This is a genomic window from Chromobacterium sp. HL1 (assembly GCF_057418835.1).
The window spans coordinates 1051478-1075746 of sequence record NZ_CP162399.1 but is presented as its reverse complement, the minus strand read 5'-3'; the positions used below and the strand labels follow the sequence as shown (position 1 = coordinate 1075746).

25 protein-coding genes are annotated in these 24269 nt (G+C 63.9%); 6 read left to right on the top strand and 19 right to left on the bottom strand.

The window, feature by feature from the left end:
* Nucleotides 1-141 precede the first annotated feature (141 nt).
* The 5 genes from AB1Z25_RS05115 to AB1Z25_RS05095 form a co-directional block, all read right to left on the bottom strand.
* Complete coding sequence (locus tag AB1Z25_RS05115) at nt 142-489, bottom strand: RidA family protein (protein WP_107798387.1); 348 nt, start codon at nt 487-489, stop codon at nt 142-144.
* Between the two features lie 57 nt (nt 490-546).
* On the bottom strand, nt 547-1692 hold the full coding sequence (locus AB1Z25_RS05110; RefSeq protein ID WP_227107242.1) for a trans-sulfuration enzyme family protein: 1146 nt from the start codon (nt 1690-1692) through the stop codon (nt 547-549).
* A gap of 59 nt (nt 1693-1751) precedes the next feature.
* A complete protein-coding gene (locus AB1Z25_RS05105; protein WP_486636724.1) occupies nt 1752-3128 on the bottom strand; it encodes a pyridoxal-phosphate dependent enzyme in 1377 nt (458 codons plus the stop codon).
* A gap of 78 nt (nt 3129-3206) precedes the next feature.
* On the bottom strand, nt 3207-4070 hold the full coding sequence (locus tag AB1Z25_RS05100; RefSeq protein ID WP_233246648.1) for a class I SAM-dependent methyltransferase: 864 nt from the start codon (nt 4068-4070) through the stop codon (nt 3207-3209).
* Between the two features lie 148 nt (nt 4071-4218).
* The gene (locus AB1Z25_RS05095; RefSeq protein WP_107798384.1) at nt 4219-5400 is read right to left on the bottom strand and encodes a DesA family fatty acid desaturase; all 1182 of its coding nucleotides are present in this window, start codon (nt 5398-5400) and stop codon (nt 4219-4221) included.
* Nucleotides 5401-5622: 222 nt separating this feature from the next.
* Between AB1Z25_RS05095 and AB1Z25_RS05090 the strand changes: the two genes are divergently transcribed.
* Nucleotides 5623-7239 carry a YdgA family protein gene (locus tag AB1Z25_RS05090; RefSeq protein WP_107798383.1) on the top strand — a complete coding sequence of 539 codons (1617 nt, stop codon included), beginning with the start codon at nt 5623-5625 and terminating at the stop codon, nt 7237-7239.
* An 83-nt stretch (nt 7240-7322) separates the two neighbouring features.
* Here the strand turns inward: AB1Z25_RS05090 and bfr are convergent, their stop codons facing one another.
* Nucleotides 7323-7799 carry a bacterioferritin gene (bfr, locus tag AB1Z25_RS05085; RefSeq protein WP_107798382.1) on the bottom strand — a complete coding sequence of 159 codons (477 nt, stop codon included), beginning with the start codon at nt 7797-7799 and terminating at the stop codon, nt 7323-7325.
* 163 nt (nt 7800-7962) lie between these two features.
* Entirely contained in the window at nt 7963-8163 is a 201-nt protein-coding gene (locus tag AB1Z25_RS05080; RefSeq protein ID WP_019103980.1) for a bacterioferritin-associated ferredoxin, read from the bottom strand.
* A gap of 107 nt (nt 8164-8270) precedes the next feature.
* On the opposite strand from AB1Z25_RS05080, the gene AB1Z25_RS05075 reads away from it, so the two are divergent.
* The 3 genes from AB1Z25_RS05075 to mnmA are packed head-to-tail and all read left to right on the top strand — an operon-like array spanning nt 8271 to nt 10373.
* Nucleotides 8271-8723 carry an NUDIX hydrolase gene (locus tag AB1Z25_RS05075; RefSeq protein ID WP_107798381.1) on the top strand — a complete coding sequence of 151 codons (453 nt, stop codon included), beginning with the start codon at nt 8271-8273 and terminating at the stop codon, nt 8721-8723.
* Between the two features lie 28 nt (nt 8724-8751).
* The gene (locus AB1Z25_RS05070) at nt 8752-9300 is read left to right on the top strand and encodes a hypothetical protein (RefSeq protein ID WP_486636723.1); all 549 of its coding nucleotides are present in this window, start codon (nt 8752-8754) and stop codon (nt 9298-9300) included.
* Nucleotides 9297-10373, top strand: coding sequence for a tRNA 2-thiouridine(34) synthase MnmA (mnmA, locus tag AB1Z25_RS05065; protein ID WP_107798379.1), 1077 nt, complete (start codon nt 9297-9299; stop codon nt 10371-10373). The genes AB1Z25_RS05070 and mnmA overlap by 4 nt, the downstream gene beginning before the upstream one ends.
* Before the next feature lie 171 nt (nt 10374-10544).
* Here mnmA and AB1Z25_RS05060 read toward each other — a convergent pair whose 3' ends face one another.
* Nucleotides 10545-11807: an MFS transporter gene (locus AB1Z25_RS05060; protein WP_486636722.1), complete on the bottom strand. Its 1263-nt coding sequence runs from the start codon at nt 11805-11807 to the stop codon at nt 10545-10547.
* A 101-nt stretch (nt 11808-11908) separates the two neighbouring features.
* On the opposite strand from AB1Z25_RS05060, the gene AB1Z25_RS05055 reads away from it, so the two are divergent.
* Complete coding sequence (locus tag AB1Z25_RS05055) at nt 11909-12811, top strand: LysR family transcriptional regulator (RefSeq protein ID WP_486636721.1); 903 nt, start codon at nt 11909-11911, stop codon at nt 12809-12811.
* Here AB1Z25_RS05055 and AB1Z25_RS05050 read toward each other — a convergent pair.
* Nucleotides 12795-13547: an SDR family oxidoreductase gene (locus AB1Z25_RS05050; protein WP_486636720.1), complete on the bottom strand. Its 753-nt coding sequence runs from the start codon at nt 13545-13547 to the stop codon at nt 12795-12797. The genes AB1Z25_RS05055 and AB1Z25_RS05050 overlap by 17 nt on opposite strands.
* 3 nt (nt 13548-13550) lie before the next feature.
* The gene (locus AB1Z25_RS05045; protein WP_486636719.1) at nt 13551-14453 is read right to left on the bottom strand and encodes a prephenate dehydrogenase; all 903 of its coding nucleotides are present in this window, start codon (nt 14451-14453) and stop codon (nt 13551-13553) included.
* 93 nt (nt 14454-14546) lie between these two features.
* On the opposite strand from AB1Z25_RS05045, the gene AB1Z25_RS05040 reads away from it, so the two are divergent.
* On the top strand, nt 14547-14816 hold the full coding sequence (locus tag AB1Z25_RS05040) for a DUF4936 family protein (RefSeq protein ID WP_486636718.1): 270 nt from the start codon (nt 14547-14549) through the stop codon (nt 14814-14816).
* Nucleotides 14817-14948: 132 nt separating this feature from the next.
* Here AB1Z25_RS05040 and AB1Z25_RS05035 read toward each other — a convergent pair whose 3' ends face one another.
* The 9 genes from AB1Z25_RS05035 to AB1Z25_RS04995 form a co-directional block, all read right to left on the bottom strand.
* Nucleotides 14949-15821, bottom strand: coding sequence for an EAL domain-containing protein (locus AB1Z25_RS05035; protein WP_107798374.1), 873 nt, complete (start codon nt 15819-15821; stop codon nt 14949-14951).
* 258 nt (nt 15822-16079) lie between these two features.
* A complete protein-coding gene (locus AB1Z25_RS05030) occupies nt 16080-17261 on the bottom strand; it encodes a dicarboxylate/amino acid:cation symporter (protein WP_107798373.1) in 1182 nt (393 codons plus the stop codon).
* Between the two features lie 198 nt (nt 17262-17459).
* Nucleotides 17460-18272: an aminodeoxychorismate lyase gene (gene pabC, locus AB1Z25_RS05025; RefSeq protein ID WP_474455866.1), complete on the bottom strand. Its 813-nt coding sequence runs from the start codon at nt 18270-18272 to the stop codon at nt 17460-17462.
* Nucleotides 18272-19564 (bottom strand): aminodeoxychorismate synthase component I, encoded by a 1293-nt coding sequence (locus AB1Z25_RS05020; protein ID WP_486636717.1) that lies wholly within the window; start codon nt 19562-19564, stop codon nt 18272-18274. Before AB1Z25_RS05020 ends, pabC begins: the two co-directional genes overlap by 1 nt.
* Nucleotides 19565-19690: 126 nt before the next feature.
* A complete protein-coding gene (gene fabF, locus AB1Z25_RS05015; protein WP_107798370.1) occupies nt 19691-20932 on the bottom strand; it encodes a beta-ketoacyl-ACP synthase II in 1242 nt (413 codons plus the stop codon).
* A 177-nt stretch (nt 20933-21109) separates the two neighbouring features.
* Nucleotides 21110-21349: an acyl carrier protein gene (acpP, locus tag AB1Z25_RS05010; protein WP_019103041.1), complete on the bottom strand. Its 240-nt coding sequence runs from the start codon at nt 21347-21349 to the stop codon at nt 21110-21112.
* A gap of 106 nt (nt 21350-21455) precedes the next feature.
* Nucleotides 21456-22193, bottom strand: a complete 738-nt coding sequence (gene fabG, locus AB1Z25_RS05005) for a 3-oxoacyl-ACP reductase FabG (RefSeq protein ID WP_107798369.1) — start codon at nt 22191-22193, stop codon at nt 21456-21458.
* Nucleotides 22194-22245: 52 nt separating this feature from the next.
* On the bottom strand, nt 22246-23175 hold the full coding sequence (gene fabD / locus AB1Z25_RS05000; protein ID WP_107798368.1) for an ACP S-malonyltransferase: 930 nt from the start codon (nt 23173-23175) through the stop codon (nt 22246-22248).
* A 130-nt stretch (nt 23176-23305) separates the two neighbouring features.
* Nucleotides 23306-24265 carry a beta-ketoacyl-ACP synthase III gene (locus AB1Z25_RS04995; protein WP_107798367.1) on the bottom strand — a complete coding sequence of 320 codons (960 nt, stop codon included), beginning with the start codon at nt 24263-24265 and terminating at the stop codon, nt 23306-23308.
* Nucleotides 24266-24269: the final 4 nt, after the last annotated feature.

Sequence of the window (24269 nt, the reverse complement as noted above, 5' to 3'; positions counted from 1 at the left end):
TAGCATTGCGCCGCAAACCATAGGGTTATAGAAAGCCCCATCCTTATTTCCTGCTGGCCTTTGGCTCAGCAGACAGCCGGCAAAAATCGATAAAAAAAGCCCACGTCGCAGGACGTGGGCGGTAGCGGCGGCGAGGCGATGTCAGCGCGCGGCCACCAGCTTGATTTCCACCTTCCAGGCCGGGTTGGCCAGTTTGGCCTCCACCGTGGCGCGCGCCGGCACATGGCCGGCCGGCACCCAGGCGTCCCAGGCGGCGTTCATCGCGTCGTAATCGGCCAGGCTGGCCAGGAAGATGGTGACGTCGACGATCTTGCTCTTGTCCGAATCCAGCTCCGCCAACAGCGCGTCGATCTGGCCCAGCACGTTTTCAGTTTGCGCCTTGGCGTCGGCCTCGGTGTTTTCCGGCACCTGGCCGGCCAGGAAGATCAGGCCGTTGGTGACCACGGCTTCTGCCAGACGCGCGCCCTGCTTGTGACGATAAATGCTCATGCGGATTCCCCTTGGGTGAGTCGGAACAAGACGAAGATTCTAACCCGGCCGCGCCGGCTATTGCCATGCCTGGCGCAAGTCCTCGATCAGCGCCGCCTCGCCTTCGATGCCCACCGACAAGCGGATCAGGTTGTCGGCGATGCCCAGCTCGCGCCGACGTTCAAGCGGAATCGACGCATGCGTCATCGCCGCCGGCAGGCAGACCAGGCTCTCCACCCCGCCCAGGCTCTCCGCCAGCGTGAACAGCTTCAGCCGCGCCAGCACCCGCCGCGTTTCTTCGGCGTCGCCTTTCAGATAAAAGGACACCACCCCGCCGTAACCCCGCATCTGGCTGCGCGCCAGCTCATGTTGCGGATGGCTGGACAGGCCCGGATACAAGACCCGCTCCACCTGCGGCTGGGTTTCCAGCCAACGCGCCACCGCCAGCGCGTTGCTATTGTGGCGCTCCACCCGCAAGGCCAGCGTGCGCAGGCCGCGCAGCACCAGGAAACTGGCGAACGGGTCCAGCACCGCGCCCACCGCGTTGTGCAGGAAGGCCAGTTGCTCGGCCAGCTCCGGCCGCCGGCGGCTGACCACCGCCGCGCCGGCGATCACATCGGAATGACCGTTCAGGTATTTGGTGGCGGAATGCACGACGATGTCGAAACCGAAGGCCAGCGGGCGCTGCACCACCGGCGAGGCGAAGGTGTTGTCCGCCACCGTGATCAGGCCGTGCCGCCGCCCCAGATCGGCCACCGCCGCCAGGTCCACCAGTTGGTTCAGCGGATTGGACGGGGTTTCCACCCAGATCATCCGGGTATTCGGCCGGATCGCCGCCTGCAAGGCGGCAAGGTCTTCCGACGCCACATAGCTGATCTCCAGCTGCGCGCTTTGCTTGCGCACCTGTTCGAACAATCGGTAAGTGCCGCCGTACAGATCGTTGACCGCGATCAGGTGGCTGCCGGCCGGCAGCAGCTCCAGCACCGTGGCGATGGCCGCCAGGCCGGAAGGGAAGGCGTAGCCGCGCGCGCCGTCCTCCAGCTCCGCCAAGGCCCGCTCCAAGGCCTCGCGCGTCGGGTTCTGCGAGCGGGAATACTCGTAGCCGCTGTGCTCGCCCGGCGCGTGCTGCCGGTAGGTGGAGGTGGCGTAAATGGGCGGAATCACCGCGCCGAAGGCGTCTTGATGCAGACCGGCGGTGATGGACAAAGTATTGAAATCAGTCATGGCGTTTTCTCGCAATGCGGGTGGCCGGCCCCGCTTGGACCGGCCGGGATGAGGAGGAGCTAGACGGCGCGCGAGCGCGGCTGACGGCGCCAGAAGGCCAGCAGATCGGCCTGGGTGATCAGGCCCAGATAGCGCTCGCCGTCCACCATCAGGGCAACGTGGCCGTCATTGAAAATATGCAGCAGGTCTTGCAGCGAAGCGCGCGGCGACAGGGTCCGCACCTCGCTGGTCATCGCGCTGCGCACGTTCTGGCGGAAGTTTTCCGGCTCGCCGTGCACCGACAGCAGCAAGTCCCATTCGTCCAGGATGCCGACCACCTTATCGTCGGCCAGCACCGGCAACTGCGACACATCGTGCAGGCGCATGCGCTGATAGACCACGTTCAAGGGCTCGTCCGGGTGGCAAGAGACGGTGCTGCCGTCGGCGTGGCGGCGCACGATCAGATCGGTCAGATCGCCCAGCCGCGGCAGCTCCACCAGGCCGTTGTCCACCAGCCAATCGTCGTTGTACATCTTGGACAGATACTTGTTGCCGCTGTCGCAAACCAGCGTCACCACGCGCTTGGGCTCGGTCTGGGCGCGGCAATAACGCAAGGCCGCCGCCAGCAGCGCGCCGGAGGAGGAGCCCGCCAGAATGCCTTCCCGGCTCAGCAGCAGGCGGGCGCTGTCGAAGCTTTCCTGATCGCTGATGCGGTAGGCGCGCTTGACCAGGCTGAAGTCGGTTTGCGGCGGGATGAAGTCCTCGCCTATGCCTTCGATCAGCCAGCTGCCGGCCTCGCCGTGGCGTCCGGTCTCGACATGATCCGCCAGCACCGAGCCCACCGGGTCCGCCAGCACGATTTCCACCCGCGGCGCCTCCCGGCTGAAGAAATGCGTCAGCCCGGTCAGCGTGCCGCTGGAGCCCACGCCCACCACCACCGCGTCCAGTTCATGGCGCGTCTGCTCCCAGATTTCCGGACCGGTGCCGGTTTCATGCGCCAGCGGATTGGCCGGGTTGTTGAATTGGTCGATGTAGTAAGCGTCCGGCGTTTCCTTGGCGATGCGCGCGGCCAGGTCCTGGTAATACTCCGGATGCCCCTTGCCCACGTCGGAGCGGGTCAACACCACTTCCGCGCCCAGCGCCTGCAGATGCAGAATCTTCTCCCGGCTCATTTTGTCCGGCACCACCAACACCAGCCGATAGCCTTTTTGCGAAGCCACCAGCGCCAGCCCCAGGCCGGTGTTGCCGGCGGTGGCCTCGACGATGGTGCCGCCCGGCTTCAGCTTGCCTTCGCGCTCGGCCGCGGCAATCATGGACAGCGCCACCCTATCCTTGATCGAGCCGCCCGGATTGTGGCTTTCCAGTTTCAGATACAGCTCGCACAGGCCGGTGTCCAGATGCGTCACCTTCACCAGCGGCGTATTGCCGATCAAGGACAAAACGGATTGGTCTTGCATATTGAAATCTCCTAGCTACCGCATATAAATATTGTTTTTAACAACTTGTAGTTATATCGAAAATAAAAAAATTCCGCTTCACACCACGGCGGTGGCTTGCAGAAAACTATAGAAAAACACCAGTTCCGGATTGCTGCGCAATTGGCGCAGTTCCCGCGTCATCGCCGCCACCAGCGCGGCGTCCACCCGTTTCGCCTCGATCAGCTGATCCGCGGCCGACAGCAAGAGCTCGGTCCAGTAATCCAGCACTTGCTGGCGACGATGCGGATCGCGGCTGTCCAGATGCCAGGTCTTGACCTGGGTCTCCACATGGCGAAAGCCCAGGCGCAGCAGCATATTGCCCAGCTTGGCGCCGACGAAGGGATCGCCGCCCACCGCCAGTTGATGGTCATTGAAAGCCAGCCAGTACTGCTGCAGGTTCGAGGAATAAGGCGATAGAAAGAAGGACGCGTTCATCGCCTCGGTGGCGTACAGCCGCGCCCCCGGCTTCAGCACGCGCCGCACTTCGGCCAACACCCGTTCCGGCGACAAGACATGCTCCAGCACCCAGCACAGAAAGGCGGCGTCGAAACTGGCTGGCTGGAAATCCAGATCCTCGGCGTCCATATGCAGCAGCCGGGCGCGGTCCTGCCAGGGGCTGCCCTGCAAACGCTGACGCGCCACCGCCAGCTGACGCTGGCTGAAGTCGACGCCGGTGACCTCCAGGTCCGGATAACGCCGCAACAGGATCTCGGTCTGCGCGCCCACCCCGCACCCCACCTCCAGCAGCTGGCCGACGCCGGAGAAATCGATGTCCCGGTAGACCACGGACTCGGAGAAGCGCGCCTGGCGCACCAGGCGCGCCTGTTCGGCGGCGGAGAAACCATGAATATAGGGCAGCTCGCTCGCCCCGTCGGTCAGTTGCAATGTGGCCATGTCCATCTCGCAGAGTTGCATCAACATGGTCACATTATATTTCCAATTATTATTACAAATATAAATTTTATTTCTTATTTTCATATAAAAAACGAGTCTATCCACCCCGCCACAAGCCTGCGCGGACGCAAAAAAACCCGCGGCGCGCCGCGGGTTTTCATCGAGTCGGACAGGCTTAAACCATGGCCGCCTGACGCAGGCTGATCGAGAAGCGCTGCAAGGCGGCGATGCCGGAGGCCTCGGCGCGGGTGCACCAGTCCTGCAGTTCCTTGAGCAGTTGCTCGCGGCTCAGCGTGGAACGCTCCCACAGGCGGGTCAGCTCCTGGCGCATCGAATACACGGTGGCCAGCACCTGGCTGTGCTCCAGCAAGGTGGCCAACTGCATGCGCTCGGTTTCCGGCGTGTCCTTGGCGTCCTGCTTCAGCCACACCTTCATCTTGCCGCTCAGCTTGCTGCCGGAAAAGTCCGGCAGATTGATCTTGTCCAGCTCGCTGCGGTACACCTCTTTCAACTCGCGCGCATAGCGGGAAGCGATGGCGTAACGATTAGAGATGATGGCCTGCAGATGTTCCAGGTCCAGTTGCGGACGCGAAGCGTCCTCGGCCAGCCGCGGCGCCACCTTGCGCACCTTGGCCAGGCCCAGGATTTCCAGGATGCGGATATACATCCAGCCGATGTCGAACTCGTACCATTTATACGACAGCTTGGCCGAGGTGCCGAAGGTATGGTGGTTGTTGTGCAGCTCTTCGCCGCCCACCAGAATGCCCCAAGGGAAGATATTGGTGGACGCGTCCTCGTTCTCGAAATTGCGATAGCCCCAGAAGTGGCCGATGCCGTTGATCACCCCGGCCGCCCAGAACGGAATCCAGATCATCTGCACCGCCCAGATCGTCAGGCCAGCCGGCCCGAACAAGACCAGATTGATCAGCAGCATCAGCACGATGCCCTTGGCGCTGTGGCGGGTGTAGACATTGCGTTCCAGCCAATCGTCCGGCGTGCCGTGGCCGAACTTGTCCATGATGGCTTGATCCTTGCAAGCGCCGCGGTACAGTTCCGCGCCCTCCCACAGGACCTTCTTGATGCCCAAGACCTGAGGGCTGTGCGGATCGTCCGCGGTCTCGCACTTGGCGTGGTGTTTGCGATGGATGGCGGCCCATTGCTTGGTGACCATGCCGGTGGTCAGCCACAGCCAGAAGCGGAAGAAATGGCTGGGGATGGGATGCAGATCGAGCGCGCGGTGCGCTTGGTGACGATGCAGAAAGATGGTGACCGATGCGATGGTGACGTGGGTCAGCGCCAAAGCGACCACGATATAGCCCCACCAGGGGAGGTCAAGCACGCCGTTTATCCAATTCATGTACTAATCGCGCCTCGTAAAGCAATCTAGAAGAAAGACTCTATTCTATACAAGCGGCCCGCCGATGTCAGACCGTTTTGCGCTTGCGCCGGCAACCCGCCGCCGCAAACGCCCAACTTGGACCCCGCCGACGCCCTCCGGTTCACGCGCCGGCAGTAACGCAAGCGGTGGACGATGGTGTACCATAGGGCCTCATTCCATCCTAGTTAAGAAAAAGCGCTAGTGTTGCCAAATCGTCGTCTGATCATTGCCGGCGCCACCCTCGGTGGCCTGTTCGTTCTGTATGGAGGCGCGACCCTGTGGGCCGGCGTCAAGGCGGAGCAGACCTTGCAGGAACAGCACAAGATGCTGGCCGACCTGCCGCTGTTCAAAGTCAAATCCCACAGCTACCAACGCGGCTGGTTCTCCTCCACGGAAACCACCGAACTGGTGTTCAACCGCCATTTGTCCGGCCCGTATGAAAACATGCTGCCCGACAATGTGAAGCCGCTGCTGAACGCCACCATCAAGTTCACCAACCACGTCAAACACGGCCCCCTCCCCGGCATCGGCGATTTCGACTTCCGGCCCGGCCGCGCGCTGGTGCGCACCGAGTTCGCGATGAGCGACTCCACCCGCAAGACGCTGGCCAGCTTCTTCGGCGACAAGGAACCCATCACCATCTTCAACCGTCTGGGCTTCGGCGGCGGCGGCGAACTGGACGTCAAGGTGCCGGCCTTCGACTATGAAGAAGCGCTGTCCGGCGTAAAGATGAAATGGAAGGGCTTCGACCTGAAGCTCGACTACGCCAACGGTTATAAGGAATACAAGAGCGAGGCGCTGTCGCCCGGCTTCCTGCTGGAAGCCGCCAGCAAGGGAACCGTGGCCTTCGACGGCGTGCGCTACGTCTCCGACATCCGCCCCGGCAACACCGGGGTCAAGCTGGGCACCAGCGAACTGACCGTGGGCAATGTCCGGCTCAACTCCCGCGAAAGCGTGCCCTACAGCATCAAGCTGAACGAGCTGGTCTACCTGATGACCCGCGTGCGCGTCGGCGAGTTCATCAATCCGTCCGGCGAATTCAAGCCGTCCGCGGTGACGCTGAAGGACTTCCGCTATCAGATCGTCACCAGCGAGCAGGACGACTACGTCAACACCCGCGGCAAACTCAACTTCGCCGAGTTCAACTTCAACGACCACCGCTACGGTCCGATGCGCCTGGACATCTCGGCCAACCATCTGCACGGCCCGACCCTGGTCAAACTGGATCAGGCCATCGGCCAGATTCCGTTTGAAGGCGTAGACCCGGCGCTGCTGCGCAAGCAATACATCGACACCATCAAGAAGAACGGGATTCCGCTGCTGCAGAACGATCCCAAAGTGGTGATCAACGAGTTCTACCTGAAGATGCCCAACGGCGAAGCCAAGCTGGAGGGCAGCCTGGGCGTCAAGGGCCTGCAAGCCGCGGATCTCAACGACGCCGCGCAGTTCATCAGACGCTTCGAAGTGGACGCCAAGCTCAGCCTGCCGCGCCAGACGCTGGAAGACCTGGTGATCGCCCAGGCGCGCACGCTGTTCACCGTCGATCAGAGCGCCGAAGACCAGCCCAATATGAAGGAAGTGGAAGACCTGGCCAAAAACCTGCTGGACAGCCAATTGGCGCAGTGGAAGAGCGAGCAGTACATCGTTGAGGACAAAGGCCAGATCAACACCGAACTCAACTACGGCGGCGGCGTGCTGACCATCAATAAGAAGAAGGTGGCCCTGCCCTGGGAGGAGATCGAGGCGGAAGCGCCGCGCGACGCCTCCCAGCCCGGCTCCGACAAGCATACGGACAAGAGCGCCGACAAGAAGAAGTAAGACGGCGGTCGACGCCGCACGCAAAAAGGGCTGTCATACGACAGCCCTTTTTCTTTTCCGACCCGGTCGAAACCTTGCGACGCTTAATCGTCGTCGTGCATCTGGCTTTGCAGATAATTCTGCAGGCCCACGCTTTCGATCAGGCCCAACTGCGTCTCCAGCCAGTCCACGTGCTCTTCCTCGCTCTCCAGAATGTCTTCCAGCAAGTCGCGGGTCACGTAGTCCTTGGCGCTTTCACAGTAGGCGATGGCTTCGCGCAACAGCGGCAGCGCGTCCATTTCCAGTTTCAGGTCGCACTCCAGCATTTCCTTCGGATTCTCGCCGATATGCAACTTGCCCAGGTCCTGCAGATTCGGCAGCCCTTCCAGGAACAGCACGCGCTCGATCAGCGCGTCGGCGTGCTTCATCTCGTCGATGGACTCGTGATACTCGTGCTCGTTCAGCTTCTTCAAGCCCCAGTTCTTGTACATGCGGGCATGCAGAAAGTACTGGTTGATCGCGGTCAGTTCGTTCTTGAGGATCTGGTTCAGATACTTGATAACTTTTTTATCGCCTTGCATCGCGCTCTCCGGGAAGAAATGATTCTTCCATTATGACATAGCGCGCGCCAGTCTCAAGTTATCACAGCCAAAATAAAGGACTTCGCCCCGCTTGACGCGGTGCGTGGGGGATTTGCAGTTCGTCCAGCCTTGGCCGAGACTAAGCAACAGACGGGGGCAGGAATTAAGCGGCGCTGCGCGCGGTCGAAGCCGGACCAAGCGCGTGGACAGCCTCCTTGCGAAGTTGGTTAGCCATGCAGGCGCACTTGCCGCAATCGGTCGCCACCCCAAGCTCGCGGCTCAGATCGCACATGCGGGTTGCCCCGTTGTGTACCGCTTCGCGGATTTGCTTGTCAGTTACAGCGTGGCAGAGGCAAACGTACATGGCAGTTCCGGTGGTGAATGAAGACGGGATTGAGTTAAAGTAATCGAGAATCGTTATCAAGAATATAGATTCAAACAAGAATCATTGTCAACAAGAAAGCGCAGACTATGACGCAGTGGAAACCAAATGCGACAGTTGCGGCAGTCATTGAGCTGGACGGGCGCTACCTGATGGTGGAAGAGGTGACCAGCGACGGCATCTGCTTCAACCAGCCCGCCGGTCATCTGGAATACGGCGAAACGCTGGAGGACGCGGTGAAACGCGAAGTGCTGGAGGAAACCGGCTGGCACTTCCGGCCCTTGGGCCTGGTGGGCATTTATCTGGTGGACCGGCCCAACAGCGACATCACCTATCTGCGCTTCGCCTTCTACGGCCACCCCTTGCGCCGCGAGGACTATCCGCGGCTGGACGACGGCATCCTGTCCGCGCAATGGCTGAGCCACGAGGACATCGTCTCGCTGCGCGCCCAGCATCGCAGCCCGGTGGTGCAGCAATGCCTGGACGACTATCGCGCCGGCAAACGCCACCCCCTGGCGCTGATCCATCATCTGGGCCGCTGACCGCCCAAGCCCACCGCCCGGAGCCGGCATGTCCTTGAGATCATTGTCTTTCCTATTGGCTCTGCTGGCCGGCGTCCCATGGGCGGCACAAGCCAGCGCCATCAATATCTGCTACCATTACGGCTGTTCCAGACATGCCTACGTAGACATCTCCGCCGAAGCCGACGCCTGGCTCGCCGCTCGCCTGTCCGCCGCAAACAGCCCGGAAACCGAACGTTCCGCCGTCAGCGACGCCGTCACCGCGCTTTATCACATCGCCGCGCGCACGCTGCCCATTTGGCAGGACAAGGGCGGCAATTTCCGCGACGGGCCCGCCGAAGGCCGCATGGACTGCGTGGACCACAGCAGCAATGTCACCGCCTTCCTCACTTATCTGCAGGATCACGGCTGGCTGCAATACCACACGGTGGGCAAACCGGCCTGGCGCGCGCCGCGCCTGCTCGACCTGCATTACACCGCGGTGCTGCGCGACCTGCTCTCCGGCCAGGATTGGGCGGTGGACAGCTGGTTCAAGGACTTTGGGCAAGCCCCGATGGTGCTTGCCCTCGATATTTGGATGGAAGGATATTCCCCGTGACGGGTAAGAAAAGAATTGTCGTCGGCATGTCCGGCGGCGTGGACTCCTCGGTGACCGCCTCGCTGCTGAAGCAGCAGGGGCACGAGGTGATCGGCGTCTTCATGCAGAACTGGGAAGACGACAACGACGACGAATACTGCTCGATCAAGCAGGACGCGCTGGACGCGATGAGCGTGGCCGACATCGTCGGCATCGACATGGAGATCGTCAACTTCGCCAAGGAGTACAAGGACCGCGTGTTCTCCTACTTCTTGAAGGAATACTCCGCCGGCCGCACGCCCAATCCCGACGTGTTGTGCAACGCCGAAATCAAATTCAAGGCCTTTCTCGACTACGCGATGGAACTGGGCGCCGACTGCATCGCCACCGGCCACTACGCGCGCAAGCTGGAAAAGGACGGCACCCACTATCTGATGAAGGCGGTGGACCACACCAAGGATCAGAGTTACTTCCTCTACCGTTTGCAGCAGCATCAATTGGCCAAGTCCATCTTCCCGCTCGGCGACATCCGCAAGACCGAGGTGCGCAAGCTGGCCGAGGAAGCCGGCCTGCCCACCGCGGCCAAGAAAGACTCCACCGGCATCTGCTTCATCGGCGAACGTCCGTTCCGCGACTTCCTGCAGCGTTATCTGCCCACCCAGCCCGGCGAGATGATGCTGCCGGACGGCAAGGTGGTGGGCGAGCATATCGGCCTGATGTATTACACCCTGGGCCAGCGCAAGGGACTGAATATAGGCGGCGCGCGCGAGGGCACCGGAGAACCGTGGTTCGTCGCCGGCAAGGACATCCCCGGCAACAAGCTGATCGTGGTACAAGGCCATGACCACCCGCTGCTGCTGAAGCCGACGCTGGCGATGGCCGACCTGAGCTGGACGCTGCCGGCGCCGCCGGCGGCCGGCGAATACGCGGCCAAGAACCGCTACCGCATGGCGGACGCCGGCTGCAATCTGTCCGCCATCGTCGACGGCCAGGCCACGCTGACGTTCCGCGACAAGCAATGGGCGGTCACCCCCGGCCAGTCCGCGGTGCTGTACGACGGCGACGTCTGCCTGGGCGGCGGCATTATCCAATAAGAACCTGTTTACGATCTGCTACGCGTCGGCGATACGGCGTTGAAACCGTCTTGTCTCGTCCTAGCTCGCCAGATCGTAAACAGGCTCTAAGAAGCGGTTCAAAGTCCGCTGAGCGCCGACGATGCGATGAAAAAGCCCCGCGCCAAACCGCAGGGCTTTTTTCTTTCAAGCTCAAGGTTGCGGCAAGGGCTGCAACCGCCTCAGGCCCAGGCTGATCGCCAGCATCGCCGCCAGGCTTGCCCCCAAGACCGCGGCCACGCCCTGCCAAGCGCCGCGGCCCCACATCAGCCCGGACAAAGACCCCACCAGACTGGAGCCCAGATAGTAGGCGCTCAAGTAAATGGCCGAAGCCAGCGCCCTCCCCTGACGCGCCCGCAAACCCACCCAGCTGCTGGCTACCGAATGACCGGCGAAAAACCCGAAGGTGAACAAGGCGATGCCGGCCACCAGCAGGACGATGTGATCGCTCAAGGTCAGCGCCAGCCCCAAGAGCATGGCCAGCACCATCAGCCACAGCATATTGCGCCGGCCCAGGCGATCCGACAGCTTGCCGACCCAGGCCGATGACCAGACGCCGACGATATACAGCGAAAACACCAGCCCCAGCAGGCTCTGGCTCATATTGAAGGGCGCGGCCAGCAGACGGAAACCCAGGTAGTTGTACAAGCTGACGAAACAACCGGACAACAGAAAGGCGCTGATGAACAAGTAAGGCAGACCCGCGTCTTGGAACAGGGCCTTGGCTTCCCGCCACATGCGGCCCAGATCATGCCGACGCGGCTGGAAATGCCGGGAAGGCGGCAGATTGCGCCAAAACAGCCAGGCGCCGGCCGTGCCCAGCAAGGCCAAGGCCAGCAAGGCCCAGCGCCAACCGAAATGATCCGCCAGCAAGGAGGCGATGAAACGGCCGCTCATTCCGCCCAAGGCATTGCCGGCGATGTACAAGCCCATCGAGTGGCCCAGGGATTTCGCGTCCACCTCCTCGCTCAGATACGTCATCGCCACCGCCGGCAGGCCGGCCAGCGCCACGCCGAAAGCCGCGCGCAGCCACAGCAGATGCTGAAAGCTGTCCGCCAGCGCCGACAACAGCATCAGCAGCGCGCCCAGCGCCAGCGCCGCGTTCATCAAGGGGCGGCGGCCCAGGCGATCCGCCAGCAGGCCGGCGGGAATCAGGCTCAGGGCCAGGCTGCCGGTGGCCAGCGAGACCACGCCGCTGGAGGCGGCCGGCGACAAGGAGAAATCCTCCGCGAACATCGGCATCAGCGGCTGTGCGCCGTAGAGCATGGCGAAAGTGCAATAGCCGCCGACGAACATGGCGCGCGCGGTGGCGCGGAATTCCGCGGTGCCGGCGTGCAGCTTGACCGGCGGAAGAGGGGCGGCGGACGGCGGCGGTACGACGGCGCCTAGGCAGGGTGACGAAGAATCTGCGGACATGAAAAGCTTTCAATGCGAAATATGGCTTTGAGCTTAGTCTTGGCCGAAAGCGCAGTCCAATATATATTTAACCATCATTTGATACTTTTAAAATATCAATTATGGAACTACGCCATCTACGCTACTTCGTCGCCGTTGCCGAAGAGCTGCATTTCACCCGCGCCGCCCTGCGCCTGCATATCGGCCAGCCTCCGCTCAGCCAGCAGATCCAGGCCTTGGAGGCCGAGCTGGGCGTGCGGTTGCTGCGCCGCCACCAGCGCAAGGTGGAGCTGACCGAGGCCGGCCGCCAATTCCTGAGCCGGGCCCAGCGCATTCTGGCCGACGCGGAACTGGCCGCGGCGGAAGCCAGACGCGCCGCGCGCGGCGAGATAGGCGAATTGAGCATAGGCTTCACTTCGTCTCTGCCGCTGTCCCCCATTCTGCACGCCGGCCTGCACGACTATCGTCTGCGTTTCCCGGAGGTCGGCCTCAAATTACGCGAGATGTTCACCACCGACCAGTACCAGGCTTTGCAGCAACGGCGGCTGGATATCGGCTTCGTTCGCTTCAACGGCCTGGAGCCGATGGCGGACATCGCGGTGGTGGAGTTGCAGCGAGACGCGCTGCGGGTGGTGATCAGCGCCGAGCATCCGCTGGCCGGCCTGCCGGCGCTGCGCTTGGAGCAATTGCGCGGGGAAAGTCTGATCGGCTACCCGCAGGAGGCCGGCACCGGCTTGAACACGGTGCTGCGCGAGCTGGCGAGCCGGCAAGGCATGGACTGGCGGCCGCGGCAGGAGGCCGGCGAGGCGATCACGCAGATCGGCCTGGTGGCCGCCGGACTCGGCATCGCCATCCTGCCCTCGCCGCTGGAATGCGTGCGGCTTCCCGGCGTGCGCTATGTGCCGTTGCTGGACGAGGGCGCATATCTGGCGATGGGCTTGGCCACGCGGCTGGACGAAGACTCGCCGCTGGTCAGCCAGTTTCTGAACTTGATGCGCGAGCGCTGGCTCAACGCCCCCCGCTGACGTCCAGCAGGCTGCCGGTGCAAAAAGAGCTGGCGTCGGACAACAGCCAGACGATGGCGGCCGCCACCTCCTCGGCCGCGCCGCCGCGCCCCATCGGCACGCTGCTGGCCAGGCGCTCCACCCTGCCCGGCTCGCCGCTGGCGGCATGAATGCCGGTGTGGATCAGGCCCGGGCGCACCGCGTTGACGCGGATGCCTTCGGCGGCCACTTCCCGCGCCAGGCCCAGAGTTAGGGTGTCGACGGCGCCCTTGCTGGCGGCGTAATCGACATACTCGCCGGCCGAGCCCAGCCGCGACGCTGCGGAAGAAACGTTGACGATGGCTCCGCCAACGCCGCCATGACGGGTGGACATCCGGCGCACCGCCTCGCGGCAGCAGAGAATGGGGCCCAGCACATTGCTGCGCAACACCTGCTCCACCCGCTGCGCCGAGTAATCCTCCAACCGGCCTATCGGCGCGGTGACGCCGGCATTGTTGACCAGAGCGTCCAGGCGGCCGTAGCGGCCCGCCACCGCGTCGAACAAGCCGACGATGTCAGCCTCGAGCGAGACATCGGCGCAAAACGCCTCGGCGTCCGCGCCCGCATGCCGCAACTCGGCCGCCACAGCCTCCGCTCCGGCCCGGTCGCGGCGGTAATTGACGGCCACGCGCCAGCCCTCCGCCGCCGCCAGCCGCGCCGTCGCCGCGCCTATGCCACGCGAAGCGCCGGTGATCAGCACCACCTTGCCCTCATTCATGGATCAAGCCTTGCGCATGAATTGCTGATGCCAGCGCGTGCGCGCGCCGCGCGCCGCGCCGAAACGCTCCGCCAGCCGCTCGCCGTCGCCGGCGTCCAGCATCTGGCGCAGTTGGTCCAGCCCGGCGCGGTAGCGGTCCAGCTCCTGCAGCAGCGCGTCGCGGTTGGCCAGGCTGATGTCGGTCCACATTTCCGGATGGCTGCCGGCGATGCGGGTGAAATCGCGAAAACCGGTGGCGGCGAAATCGAAGCAACGCTCGGCGTCGGCCTTGCCCGCCACCATGTCCACATAGGCGAAAGCCAGCAAGTGCGGCAGGTGGCTGACGGTGGCGAACACCGCGTCGTGCTCCTCCGCCGTCATGCTGTGGATGTCCGCGCCGCAGGCGCGCCATAGCGCCGCCACCCGCTCCGCGGCTTGCGGCTGCGTTTCCGGCAGCGGCGTCAACACCACCTTGCGGTTTTCGTACAGGCCGTACTGCGCGGCGGCGGCGCCGGACAGATCGGAACCCGCGATGGGATGCGCCGGCACGCAATACGCCAGTTGGCTCGGCAAATGCCGTCGGTACAACTCCACCACGTCGCCCTTGGTGCTGCCGGCATCGGTGACGATGGTCTCCGACCGCAGCTTCGGCGCCATCGCCGCCATCAGCGCGCCCATCTGCCCCACCGGCGAGGCCAACAGCACCAGATCGGCGCGTTCGGCCACGGCGGCCAAGTCCTGGCTGATCTCGTCCACCACGCCCAGTTCCAAGGCCCGCTCCAGGTTTTCCCGGGTGCGGCCGACGCCGATCACATGCCGCGCCATCCCGGCGCGCTTCAGCGACAAGGCGAAAGAGCCGCCGATCAAACCGACGCCCACCACCACCAGGGTATCCATCCCTTGCTGCACCGCTTCTCCTCTATCCATGGCGGAACCTAGAACGGCTATCATACCTGCCTAATGTCGGCTGACAACCACTCCGTTGCGACGCGATCCCGCGCGCCCTGCTTAGGACATACGATGCGCTACAGTTTTTATTGCTATTTCAAGGTCGATGCGGACAAGACGGCGTTGCTTGCGCGCTTGCATGCGCTGCAAGCCGGCCTCCTGGCCCGCGCCGGCGTCGCCGGCCGCCTGCTGCGCCGCCGCGACGACGCCGGCACCTGGATGGAAGTGTATGAAGGGATTGCCGACGCCGACGCTTTCCGCCGTCTCTGGCTGGATGTCAGCGCCGAATGCGGTCTGGCGGCGCTGAGCCGCCATGAGGAGTGGTTTCAGCCGCTGGATTAAGAACCGGCTTATGATCTGCCGCGCGTCGTGAGACCTTACACGGCGAGCAGCGCTTCGAAATGCTCATGTACCGCATGTACACTCCGCTTTCTCTGCCGTTTTCGCCTTAGCTCGCGAGCTCGTACACAGGTTCTAAGAAATTGGCCAGCTGAGGCTGTCCGTCGGCCGCGCCAAGTGAAAGCCCTGGACGAAATCGCAGCCGGCGGCGCGAGCAATGTCCAGCTGCATCTCGCTTTCAATGCCCTCGCCCACCACCTTGGCGCCGTGCAGCTTCAGGATGGCCACCAGCTCGGCCAGCTTGTCGCGCAGCGCCGGCCGCATCAGCGCGCGCCGCATCAGCACCTTGTCCAGCTTGACGTAATCCGGCTCCAGCAGCCACACCCGCTCCAGATTGGACGCGCCCTGGCCAAAGTCGTCCAGAGAGATCAAAAAGCCCAGATCGCGGTAGCGCTGCACCGCGCCGTGCAGCCGCACCGGATCGCTGACCGCGTCCTCCACGATTTCCAGGCAGACATGGCGCGGCTCCACCCCCAGCAGTTGCAAGGCCTCGGCGAAGAATTGCCCGTGCGCCTCGCTGACGTTCACCAGATGCTGGGCATTGACGTTGAGCGACAGCACCAGGCCCGGCGGCGGCGATTGCAGCAGAAAATTGAGCAGGTGCAGGCAGCGCAGTTGCCGGTCCACGTACACGGTGCGGCGCGGCGTGGTTTCCGCGGCGAACAGCACGGTGGGAATCAGCTGGCCGCCAAAGCGGTCCGACACCCGCGCCAGCGCCTCCACCGACCACAGCTTGGGCTCCCCGTCCTGCAAGCGGTACACCGGCTGGAAGACGCTGCGGAAGCGCCAGTCCTCATGCCGGCCGCGCACGCGCTCTTCGCGCCAGGCCAGCGGCTCCGCCTCGAAGCCATGCCGCGCCAGCATCTGATTCAGACGCGGCAACGCCGCCCGCGCCTGCCGCGCGCCCAGGTCCAGAACCGCTACCTCACACTCCGCCATCGCCGACATTGCGCCTCCCGGCATGCGCCAAGAAAACAAACAAGAAAAAAGGCCGAACATCGTTCGGCCCAAACAGGATACGAGAGAAACCTGCATGCGGTTCTGTTGAACCGACAAACAGTAAGAGGCTGCCTTTGACGACAAAGCCGCCAAAAGCCGCCAGCGCTCTACTGCGCCAGAAAGACCCGCTTAATATACATGGCTCTCTTTATCTCTAAAAATAATTAAATGCTCGTTGTATAGTTCACATAAATCTATGACTTGGATTTAGGCCTGCTGAGAAGCCGGCTTGCCTTCCGCTTCCGCCGGCCGGCCCATGATGCGATCCAGCCACAGCGCGATCACGCCGTCGCCGGTAACGTTGCAGGCGGTGCCGAAGCTGTCCTGAGCCAGGTAGAGCGCGATCATCAAGGCCAGGCTGGCCTCGGGGAAGTGCAGCATGCTGGCCAGAATGCCCAGCGCCGACATCACCGCGCCGCCCGGCGCGCCCGGCGCCGCCACCATGGTCACGCCCAGGAGCAGGATGAAGGGGAACATCACGTCCCAGCTCGGCACGTCCAGGCCGGCCGTCATCAGCATCACCGCGGTGGCGCAGGTGACCAGGGTGATGGTGGAGCCGCACAGATGGATGGTGGCGCACAAGGGCATCACGAAATCCGCCACCGGGCCGGACACCTTCATCTGCTTGGCCGAGCGCAGCGCCACCGGAATCGTCGCCGCCGACGACATGGTGCCCAGCGCGGTCAGGTAGGCCGGCAACATATTGCGGATCAAGGACCAGGGATTGCGGCCGCTGGCGAGGCCAGTCACCGTGTACAGCAGGGTCAGCCAGATCCAGTGCATGGCGATGGCCAGCACCAGCACCACGCCGAAGGTCTTCAGCGTGGAAAACACCGAACCGTCGGCCGCCATCTCGGCGAAGACGCAGGCGATATAGGCCGGCAGCAGCGGAATCAGCACCTTGGCCAAGACCAGTTCGACGATGTCCTTGCCCTGATCCACCACCTCCTTGAGGCGCAGCGCGCGGGTGACGGCGATGCCGAGGCCGAACACGAAGGCCAGCATCAGCGCGGTCATCACATCGAACAGCGGCTTGATCTCCAGCGTGAACAAGGCCTTGATCGCCGCCGGCTTGTCGGTGGCGTGCACGCCCTGAGCGATCAAGGACGGCAAAACGCCGGAGGCGACGGCGAAAGCCGCCAGCCCGGACAGAATGGTGGAGCAGTAAGCCAGCCCCACGGTCCAGCCCAGCATCTTGCCGGAGTTGGACTCCAGCGCGGCGATGCCGCTCATGATGTAGAACACGATGATCAGCGGAATCATGAAGCCGATGAACTGCCCGAACAGGGCTTTGAAAGTCATCAGCAGGGCCAGCGGGCCGTCCGGGGCCCATAGTCCCAGCGCCAGGCCAACCGCCATGCCGGCCAGTAGTTTAAGAATCAATTTCACGGCAACCTCTCTGAGCTTGGTCTTTGGTCTAATGTTGTTCGCGATCCGCGCGTGCGCTTGCCGCCATGCCCGGTCCGGACACGGCGCGCCAGTCGGAAGAATGGAGATCCGCCCGTCGAGGGCGGCATGGACAAGAGAACGGACGCGGTCCGGGCAGACCTGTATGCGGGCCGGGAACTGCCCTCCCGGCGCCTGGCCTCAGGCTTGAAGCGACAGGCTGTGTCGCAGGGCGCTCAATAGCGGATGAGGCGTCCAGCTACGCTCGCCCAGGCGGGTAATCTGCCAGATACCCATCAGGCTATTGGAGAGAAACACCGCATCGGCGTCAATCAAGCGCGGGGCGGAAAGTCGCGTTTCAGTAAAAGAGCGTCCGATATCCAAACAATGCGCGGTCAACCAATCCCGCACCGCGCCGTTCACGCCGCAACGGTCCAGCCTTGGCGTGACGATGGCCTCGCCTTCCAGCAGATAGACATTGCTCATCGTGCCCTCCGCCACCCAGCCTTCCATATCCAGCATCAGGCCTTCGGCGATGGCGGTATCTCGCCATTCCGAGCGCGCCAGCACGTTCTCCAGCCGGTTCAGATGCTTGATGCCGGCCAGCGCCGGCTGCAAGGCCAAGCGGGTTTCGCACCAGCGCGCCGTCACGCCCTGTTCGGCGCGCTCCGGCGGATAGCCGTTCCAGGGCGCGGCGCTGACGATGCGGGTGCAAGACGGCGCCTCCGGCGTCGCGTATCCGCGCGCGCCTTCGCCGCGGGTCAGCACGATCTTGGCCGCCGCGCGCGGCAGGCCGTCCGCCGCCGCGGCCAGTTCGGCCAGCAACAGCGCTTCTTCGGGCGGAGGCAGGCGCAGCCGGCGCGCGTCCTCGCACAGGCGCGCGTACTGCCAGGCCCACAAGCGCGGCCGGCCGTTCAGCAGCTCCAGCGTGCGGAACACGCCGTCGCCGTAGGCCAGGCCGCGGTCCGCCGCGGCGATCCGCTCGCCGGGCCCGCCGTTGATCAGCATCGCCATCAGGCCTGCTCCACGCCCAGCGCCCGCAGCAGGCCGCGCGCCTTGTGGCGGGTTTCCTGCAGTTCGCGTTCCGGATCGGAGTCGGCGACGATGCCGCCGCCGGCGCGGAAGCGCAGCGCGCTCCCCTCCTGCATGAAGGTGCGGATCAGGATGTTCAGGTCCATGCTGCCGTCGCGGTTGAGATAGCCCAGGCTGCCGGTATAGGCGCGGCGCGCGCTGTTTTCCAGTTCGCGGATGATTTGCATGGTGCGCACCTTGGGACAGCCGGTGATGGTGCCGCCGGGAAACAAGGCGCGCAGCGTTTCCGCCGGGCCGACGCCGGGACGCAGGCGGCCGCGGACATTGGATTCGATATGGTGGACATAGGCGTAACTGGCCACCGCCATCAGTTCGTTGACCTCCACGCTGCCGGGCTGGCAGATGCGGCCCAGGTCGTTGCGCTCCAGATCGATCAGCATCACATGCTCGGCCCGCTCCTTGACGCTGGAAATCAGCCGCTGCTTCAAGGCGGCGTCTTCCGTCGGGTCCGGCGAGCGCGGATGGGTGCCGGCGATGGGCCGCGTTTCCGCCCAGCCGTCGCGCACCCGCACCAGCCGCTCCGGCGAGGAGCTGACGATCTGCGCGCCGCCGAAATCCGCCAAGGCCGAGAACGGCGCCGGGTTGGCGCGGCGCAGCGCGGCGAAGAGATCGGCCGCGGCGACGCCGGCTTCCAGTTCGGCGCGCCAGCCGCGCGAAATATTCACCTGGAACACATCGCCTTCGTAGATGTAGCGCTTGAGGCGGACGACCGCGTCGGTGTACCACTGCGGCGGGTCTTCCTCCAAGCCCCGCAACGCCACCGGACAGGGCTCGAAGACCGGCGCCGCCTGGGCCAGGCTCAGCGCCCGCTGCCACAGCTCCGCGCTTTCCGCCACGATCCAGCCGCAAGCCTCGCGGCGATCCACCAGCACCGCGGCCGGGGTGCGCGCCAGCGCCGCCAGCGGAAAGCTGTCCGGCAGCGCATCGGCCACGCTGGGCTCGAATTCGGACAGCAGATCGTAGCCCAGGTAAAGGAAATGCCCGCCGACGAAAGGCAGTTGATGACGGTTATCGACCGGCTGCGGCTTGAACTCGGCCAGGCGGCGCAGAAAATCGCCGCCCTCGCCGGCGTAAAACAGCTCGCGGCCGTCTTCCAGCAGCAGCAAGTCCCAGCCGGCGTCGCCGGAGGACATCATCAAATACGGAAAGGTTTGCGGATCCGCCGCATGCATCGCCAGCAGGTCCGGCGCAAAATCCAGTTTCTGAGTGAACATCGAGAAGTCCCGGGCCGGCAGCCCGGCGCAGCTTGCCGCCCGCTTTGACCCGGGCGGCGTGAAAACAAAGAAAAACCGCTGCGAGTGTAGCGCAGCGGTTCGGACTGTCAATCGACAAGACGACGATCAGACGCGCTTGAACACCAGCGTGCCGTTGGTGCCGCCAAAACCGAAGGAGTTGGAGATGCCGATGTCTATCTTCATCTCGCGCGCGGTATTGGCCACGTAATCCAGATCGCAGCCGGCCTCCACATCCTGATCGTTCAGGTTGATGGTGGGCGGCGAAACCTGGTTGTGCACCGCCAGAATGGTGTAGATCGCCTCCACGCCGCCGGCGCCGCCCAGCAAGTGGCCGGTCATCGACTTGGTGGAGTTGACCACCAGCTTCTTGGCGTGGTCGCCAAACGCCAGCTTGATCGCCGTGGTTTCATTGGCGTCGCCCAGGGGCGTGGACGTGCCGTGAGCGTTCACGTACTGCACCTGGTCGGCGTTGATGCCGGCGTCGCGCAGCGCGTTGCTCACGCCGCGCGCCGGGCCTTCCGCGCTCGGCGCCGTGATGTGGTGAGCGTCCGAGCTCATACCGAAGCCGATCAGCTCGGCGTAGATCTTGGCGCCGCGTTTGACCGCGTGCTCATAGTCTTCCAGCACCAGCACGCCGGCGCCCTCGCCCATCACGAAGCCGTCGCGGCCCTTGTCCCAGGGACGGGAAGCCGTGGCCGGATCGTCGTTGCGCGTGGACAAGGCCTTCATCGCGGCGAAACCGCCGATGCCCAAGCGCGAAACCGCGCCTTCCGCCCCGCCGGCCACCATCACGTCGGCGTCGCCGTACTGGATCAGCCTAGCCGCGTCGCCGATGCAGTGCGCGCCGGTGGTGCAGGCGGACACGATGCCGTAGGACGGACCCTGATAGCCTTTCAGGATGGACACCTGGCCGGCGATCAGATTGATCAGCGAGCCCGGGATGAAGAAGGGGCCGATCTTGCGCGGACCGCCCTCCATCAAGGCCACGCCGGTTTCCTCGATCAGCGGCAGGCCGCCGATGCCGGAACCGATGTTGACGCCGACCCGGGTCTTGTCCAGGCCCGGCACGTCGTCCAGGCCCGCGTCCGCCACCGCTTGCAGCGCCGCGGCGATGCCGTAGTGGATGAACAAGTCGTTGCGGCGGGCTTCCTTCGGCGAGATATAGTCGCTGATCTCAAAGCCCTTCACTTCGCCTGCGATCTGGCAAGCCATGTCGCTGGCGTCGAAACGGGTAATCTTGGCGATGCCGCTGTTGCCGGCCAGCAAATTGGCCCAGCCGGTGGCGACATCATTGCCGACCGGGGACACATGGCCCAGGCCGGTTACTACAACTCTGCGTTTTGACACGAAGAATCTCCGTGAGAGATGGGAGGGCAGTCTCCCCACGAGACCGTCCACGCATTGCGATGCCCTACGGTTTGGCAGGGATCAAACGCGCGTTTGGCATCCTCTTGGCAAAAGACCTCTGCGAAGAGACCAGAAGGCTCCGGGCAGAGGTCCTAATACCCCTCGAAAGGGAAGGAATTACTTGTTCAGGTGGGCAGTGACGTAGTCGACGGCTTGCTGAACGGTGGTGATCTTCTCGGCCTCTTCATCCGGAATTTCGCACTCGAACTCTTCTTCCAGAGCCATTACCAGCTCAACGGTGTCGAGGGAGTCGGCGCCCAGATCGTCCACGAACGAAGATTCGATTTTCACTTCGGCTTCGTTCACGCCCAGTTGTTCGGCAACGATCTTCTTAACGCGCGCTTCGATGTTTTCCATTTGTTTAAACCCTTGACCTTTCTGATTCGGGATAACAAAACCCCGGTATTCTACAAAAAAAAATTAGAGCAGCCTACCTAAATCTCCAGGCGGGCCGCAAGCTCGTTCACGGCATCAACATGCCGCCGTTGACATGCAGCGTCTGGCCGGTGATATAGCCAGCGCGATCCGACGCCAAAAAAGCGGTGGCGTCGGCGATATCCTTGGCGTCGCCCAGGCGGCCCAGGGCGATCTGCTCGACCAGCGCCGCGCGTTGCGCTTCCGGCAGCGCGCGGGTCATATCGGTGTCGATGAAGCCGGGGGCCACGCAGTTGACGGTGATGTTGCGGCTGCCCACCTCGCGCGCCATCGACTTGGTGAAGCCGATGATGCCGGCCTTGGCCGCCGAATAATTGGTCTGGCCCGGGTTGCCGGACACGCCCACCACCGAAGCGATATTGACGATGCGGCCGAAGCGCGCCTTCATCATGCCGCGCAACACGGCCTTGGACGCCTTGAACACCGATTTCAGATTGGTGTCCATGATGTCGTCCCAGTCCTCGTCCTTCATCCGCATCAGCAAGCCGTCGCGGGTGATGCCGGCATTATTGACCAGGATGGCGATCGCGCCGAATTCTTTTTCGATGGATTCGACCAGCGCGTCGATCGCGCCGGCCTCGGTCACATTCAACACCCGGCCGGCGCCGCCCTGTGCGGACAGGCGCTCGTGGATGCTCGCTGCGCCGGCCTCGCTGGTCGCGGTACCGATCACCACGGCGCCTTCGGCCGCCAGCGCCGCGGCGATCGCCGCGCCGATGCCGCGCGATGCGCCGGTGACCAATGCCACTTTGCCTTGCAGGCTCATTGCAGTCTCCTTATCGTTATTCCGGCCCCGCCTTGACGCGGCCGCATTGCATTCAGTTCAGTTCGCCGCGAGCGGCTTCCAGCGCCGCCACATCGGTCAGCGCCAGGCATTTGATGTTGCCGTCGATGCGCTTGGCCAAGCCGGCCAGCACTCTGCCCGGCCCGCATTCCGCCATCTGCGTCACGCCGTCGGCGGCCAGCTTCTGGATGGTTTCGGTCCAGCGCACCGGCATGTACAGCTGACGGGTCAGCGCGTCGCGGATCTGCGCCGGCTCGTTGTAGCTGGCGACGTCGGCGTTGTGCAGCACCGGAATGGCCGGCGCGCCGATATCCGCTTGCGCCAGCGCCGCGGCCAGTTGCTCCGCCGCGGGCCGCATCAACGCGCAATGCGAGGGCACCGACACCGGCAAGGGCAGCGCGCGCTTGGCACCGCGGGCCTTGCACTGCTCCATGGCCCGCTCCACCGCGCCCTTATGGCCGGCGATCACCACCTGGCCCGGCGAATTGAAATTGACCGCTTCCACCACTTCGCCCTGAGCCGCTTCCGCGCAGGCGGCGCGGATGTCCTCGTCGGACAGGTTCAGGATGGCGGCCATCGCGCCGACGCCCACCGGCACCGCGGACTGCATCGCCTCGGCGCGCAGGCGCACCAGTTTCACCGCTTCGGCGAAGGGCAAGGCCGCCGCCGCCACCAGGGCGGTGTATTCGCCCAGGCTGTGGCCTGCCACCAGCGTCGGCTGACGGCCGTTCAACTCCTGCCAGGCCAGATAAGTGGCGTAGCCGGCGGCCAGCATGATGGGCTGGGTATTGACGGTGGCGTTGATCTCGTCGGCCGAGTCCGCCTGCAGCATCGCCCACAGGTCGACGCTCAAGGCGTCCGATGCTTCGTCAAAAGTGTGTTTCACCACGGGCAGATCGGCAAAGCCGTCCATCATTTTCAAGCTTTGCGAGCCTTGGCCCGGGAACAGAAAAGCAAACGCCATAGTCGACTCCAGAGAATTCGACGCAAGAATGACGCAAACCGGCGACGTCTGCCAAGCCTAACGATCAAATATCGCTGAGGCTAGTGACCTCACGGTCAGCCGTCGGCGGCTTGCGCGCCAATGTTTCGGGTCAGATCTTCAACAATACAGCGCCCCAGGCGAAACCGCCGCCTATGCCTTCCAGCAATACGGTCTGGCCTGGACGAATGCGGCCGTCGCGCACCGCGCAGTCCAAGGCCAGCGGAATCGATGCGGCGGAGGTATTGCCCTGTTGCGGCAATGTGACGATCACGCGTTCCATCGGCAAGCCCAGATGCTTGGCGGTGGATTCTATGATGCGCAGATTGGCCTGATGCGGCACCAGCCAGTCCACTTCGCTCTTGTCGACGCCGGCTTCCGCCAGCGTCTTGGCCGCGATGTCGGACAGGGCTTTGACCGCGAATTTGAACACCGCCGGGCCGTCCATGTGCAGATAGGGCATGCCCTGAATCTTGCCGCCGGAAATCTGGGCCGGAGTGTTGAGAATGTCCTTGTAGCGGCCGTCCGCCGCCAGCTTGGCGTGCAGGATGCCCGGCTCCTCGGAGTCGCCGAGAATCACCGCGCCGGCGCCGTCGCCGAACAGCACGCAGGTGCGGCGGTCGTCCCAGTCCAGCACCCGCGACATGATTTCCGCGCCCACCACCAGAGCGCGGCGGGCCATGCCGCTCTTGATGTAGTTGTTGGCGGTCACCAGCGCGAACATGAAGCCGGCGCACACCGCCTGCACGTCGAACGCCGCGCAGCCGGGAATGCCCAGCTTTTCCTGCAACAGACAGGCGGTGCTGGGAAAGACCATATCGGGAGTGGTGGTGGCCACGATGATCAGATCGATCTCGTGCTTGTCGATGCCCGCGCTCTGTATCGCGGCTTCCGCCGCCTTGAGCGCGAGATCGCTGGTTTTGTGTTCCTCTGCGGCAATATGGCGCGCGTGGATGCCGGTGCGAGAGACTATCCACTCGTCGCTGGTATCCACGCGTTCGGCCAACTGCGCATTGGTGAGCACCTGCTCGGGCAGAAAGCTGCCGGTGCCTAGAATGCGGGAATAGCCCATGGTT

Excerpts from the sequence above, each read along its gene's own strand:
- AB1Z25_RS05115 (WP_107798387.1), bottom strand. The coding sequence starts at position 489 with ATGAGCATTTATCGTCACAAGCAGGGCGCGCGTCTGGCAGAAGCCGTG.
- AB1Z25_RS05110 (WP_227107242.1), bottom strand. The coding sequence starts at position 1,692 with ATGACTGATTTCAATACTTTGTCCATCACCGCCGGTCTGCATCAAGAC.
- AB1Z25_RS05105 (WP_486636724.1), bottom strand. The coding sequence starts at position 3,128 with ATGCAAGACCAATCCGTTTTGTCCTTGATCGGCAATACGCCGCTGGTG.
- AB1Z25_RS05100 (WP_233246648.1), bottom strand. The coding sequence starts at position 4,070 with ATGTTGATGCAACTCTGCGAGATGGACATGGCCACATTGCAACTGACC.
- AB1Z25_RS05095 (WP_107798384.1), bottom strand. The coding sequence starts at position 5,400 with ATGAATTGGATAAACGGCGTGCTTGACCTCCCCTGGTGGGGCTATATC.
- bfr (WP_107798382.1), bottom strand. The coding sequence starts at position 7,799 with ATGCAAGGCGATAAAAAAGTTATCAAGTATCTGAACCAGATCCTCAAG.
- AB1Z25_RS05080 (WP_019103980.1), bottom strand. The coding sequence starts at position 8,163 with ATGTACGTTTGCCTCTGCCACGCTGTAACTGACAAGCAAATCCGCGAA.
- AB1Z25_RS05075 (WP_107798381.1), top strand. The coding sequence starts at position 8,271 with ATGACGCAGTGGAAACCAAATGCGACAGTTGCGGCAGTCATTGAGCTG.
- AB1Z25_RS05070 (WP_486636723.1), top strand. The coding sequence starts at position 8,752 with ATGTCCTTGAGATCATTGTCTTTCCTATTGGCTCTGCTGGCCGGCGTC.
- AB1Z25_RS05060 (WP_486636722.1), bottom strand. The coding sequence starts at position 11,807 with ATGTCCGCAGATTCTTCGTCACCCTGCCTAGGCGCCGTCGTACCGCCG.
- AB1Z25_RS05055 (WP_486636721.1), top strand. The coding sequence starts at position 11,909 with ATGGAACTACGCCATCTACGCTACTTCGTCGCCGTTGCCGAAGAGCTG.
- AB1Z25_RS05050 (WP_486636720.1), bottom strand. The coding sequence starts at position 13,547 with ATGAATGAGGGCAAGGTGGTGCTGATCACCGGCGCTTCGCGTGGCATA.
- AB1Z25_RS05045 (WP_486636719.1), bottom strand. The coding sequence starts at position 14,453 with ATGGATAGAGGAGAAGCGGTGCAGCAAGGGATGGATACCCTGGTGGTG.
- AB1Z25_RS05040 (WP_486636718.1), top strand. The coding sequence starts at position 14,547 with ATGCGCTACAGTTTTTATTGCTATTTCAAGGTCGATGCGGACAAGACG.
- AB1Z25_RS05035 (WP_107798374.1), bottom strand. The coding sequence starts at position 15,821 with ATGTCGGCGATGGCGGAGTGTGAGGTAGCGGTTCTGGACCTGGGCGCG.
- pabC (WP_474455866.1), bottom strand. The coding sequence starts at position 18,272 with ATGGCGATGCTGATCAACGGCGGGCCCGGCGAGCGGATCGCCGCGGCG.
- AB1Z25_RS05020 (WP_486636717.1), bottom strand. The coding sequence starts at position 19,564 with ATGTTCACTCAGAAACTGGATTTTGCGCCGGACCTGCTGGCGATGCAT.
- acpP (WP_019103041.1), bottom strand. The coding sequence starts at position 21,349 with ATGGAAAACATCGAAGCGCGCGTTAAGAAGATCGTTGCCGAACAACTG.
- fabG (WP_107798369.1), bottom strand. The coding sequence starts at position 22,193 with ATGAGCCTGCAAGGCAAAGTGGCATTGGTCACCGGCGCATCGCGCGGC.
- fabD (WP_107798368.1), bottom strand. The coding sequence starts at position 23,175 with ATGGCGTTTGCTTTTCTGTTCCCGGGCCAAGGCTCGCAAAGCTTGAAA.
- AB1Z25_RS04995 (WP_107798367.1), bottom strand. The coding sequence starts at position 24,265 with ATGGGCTATTCCCGCATTCTAGGCACCGGCAGCTTTCTGCCCGAGCAG.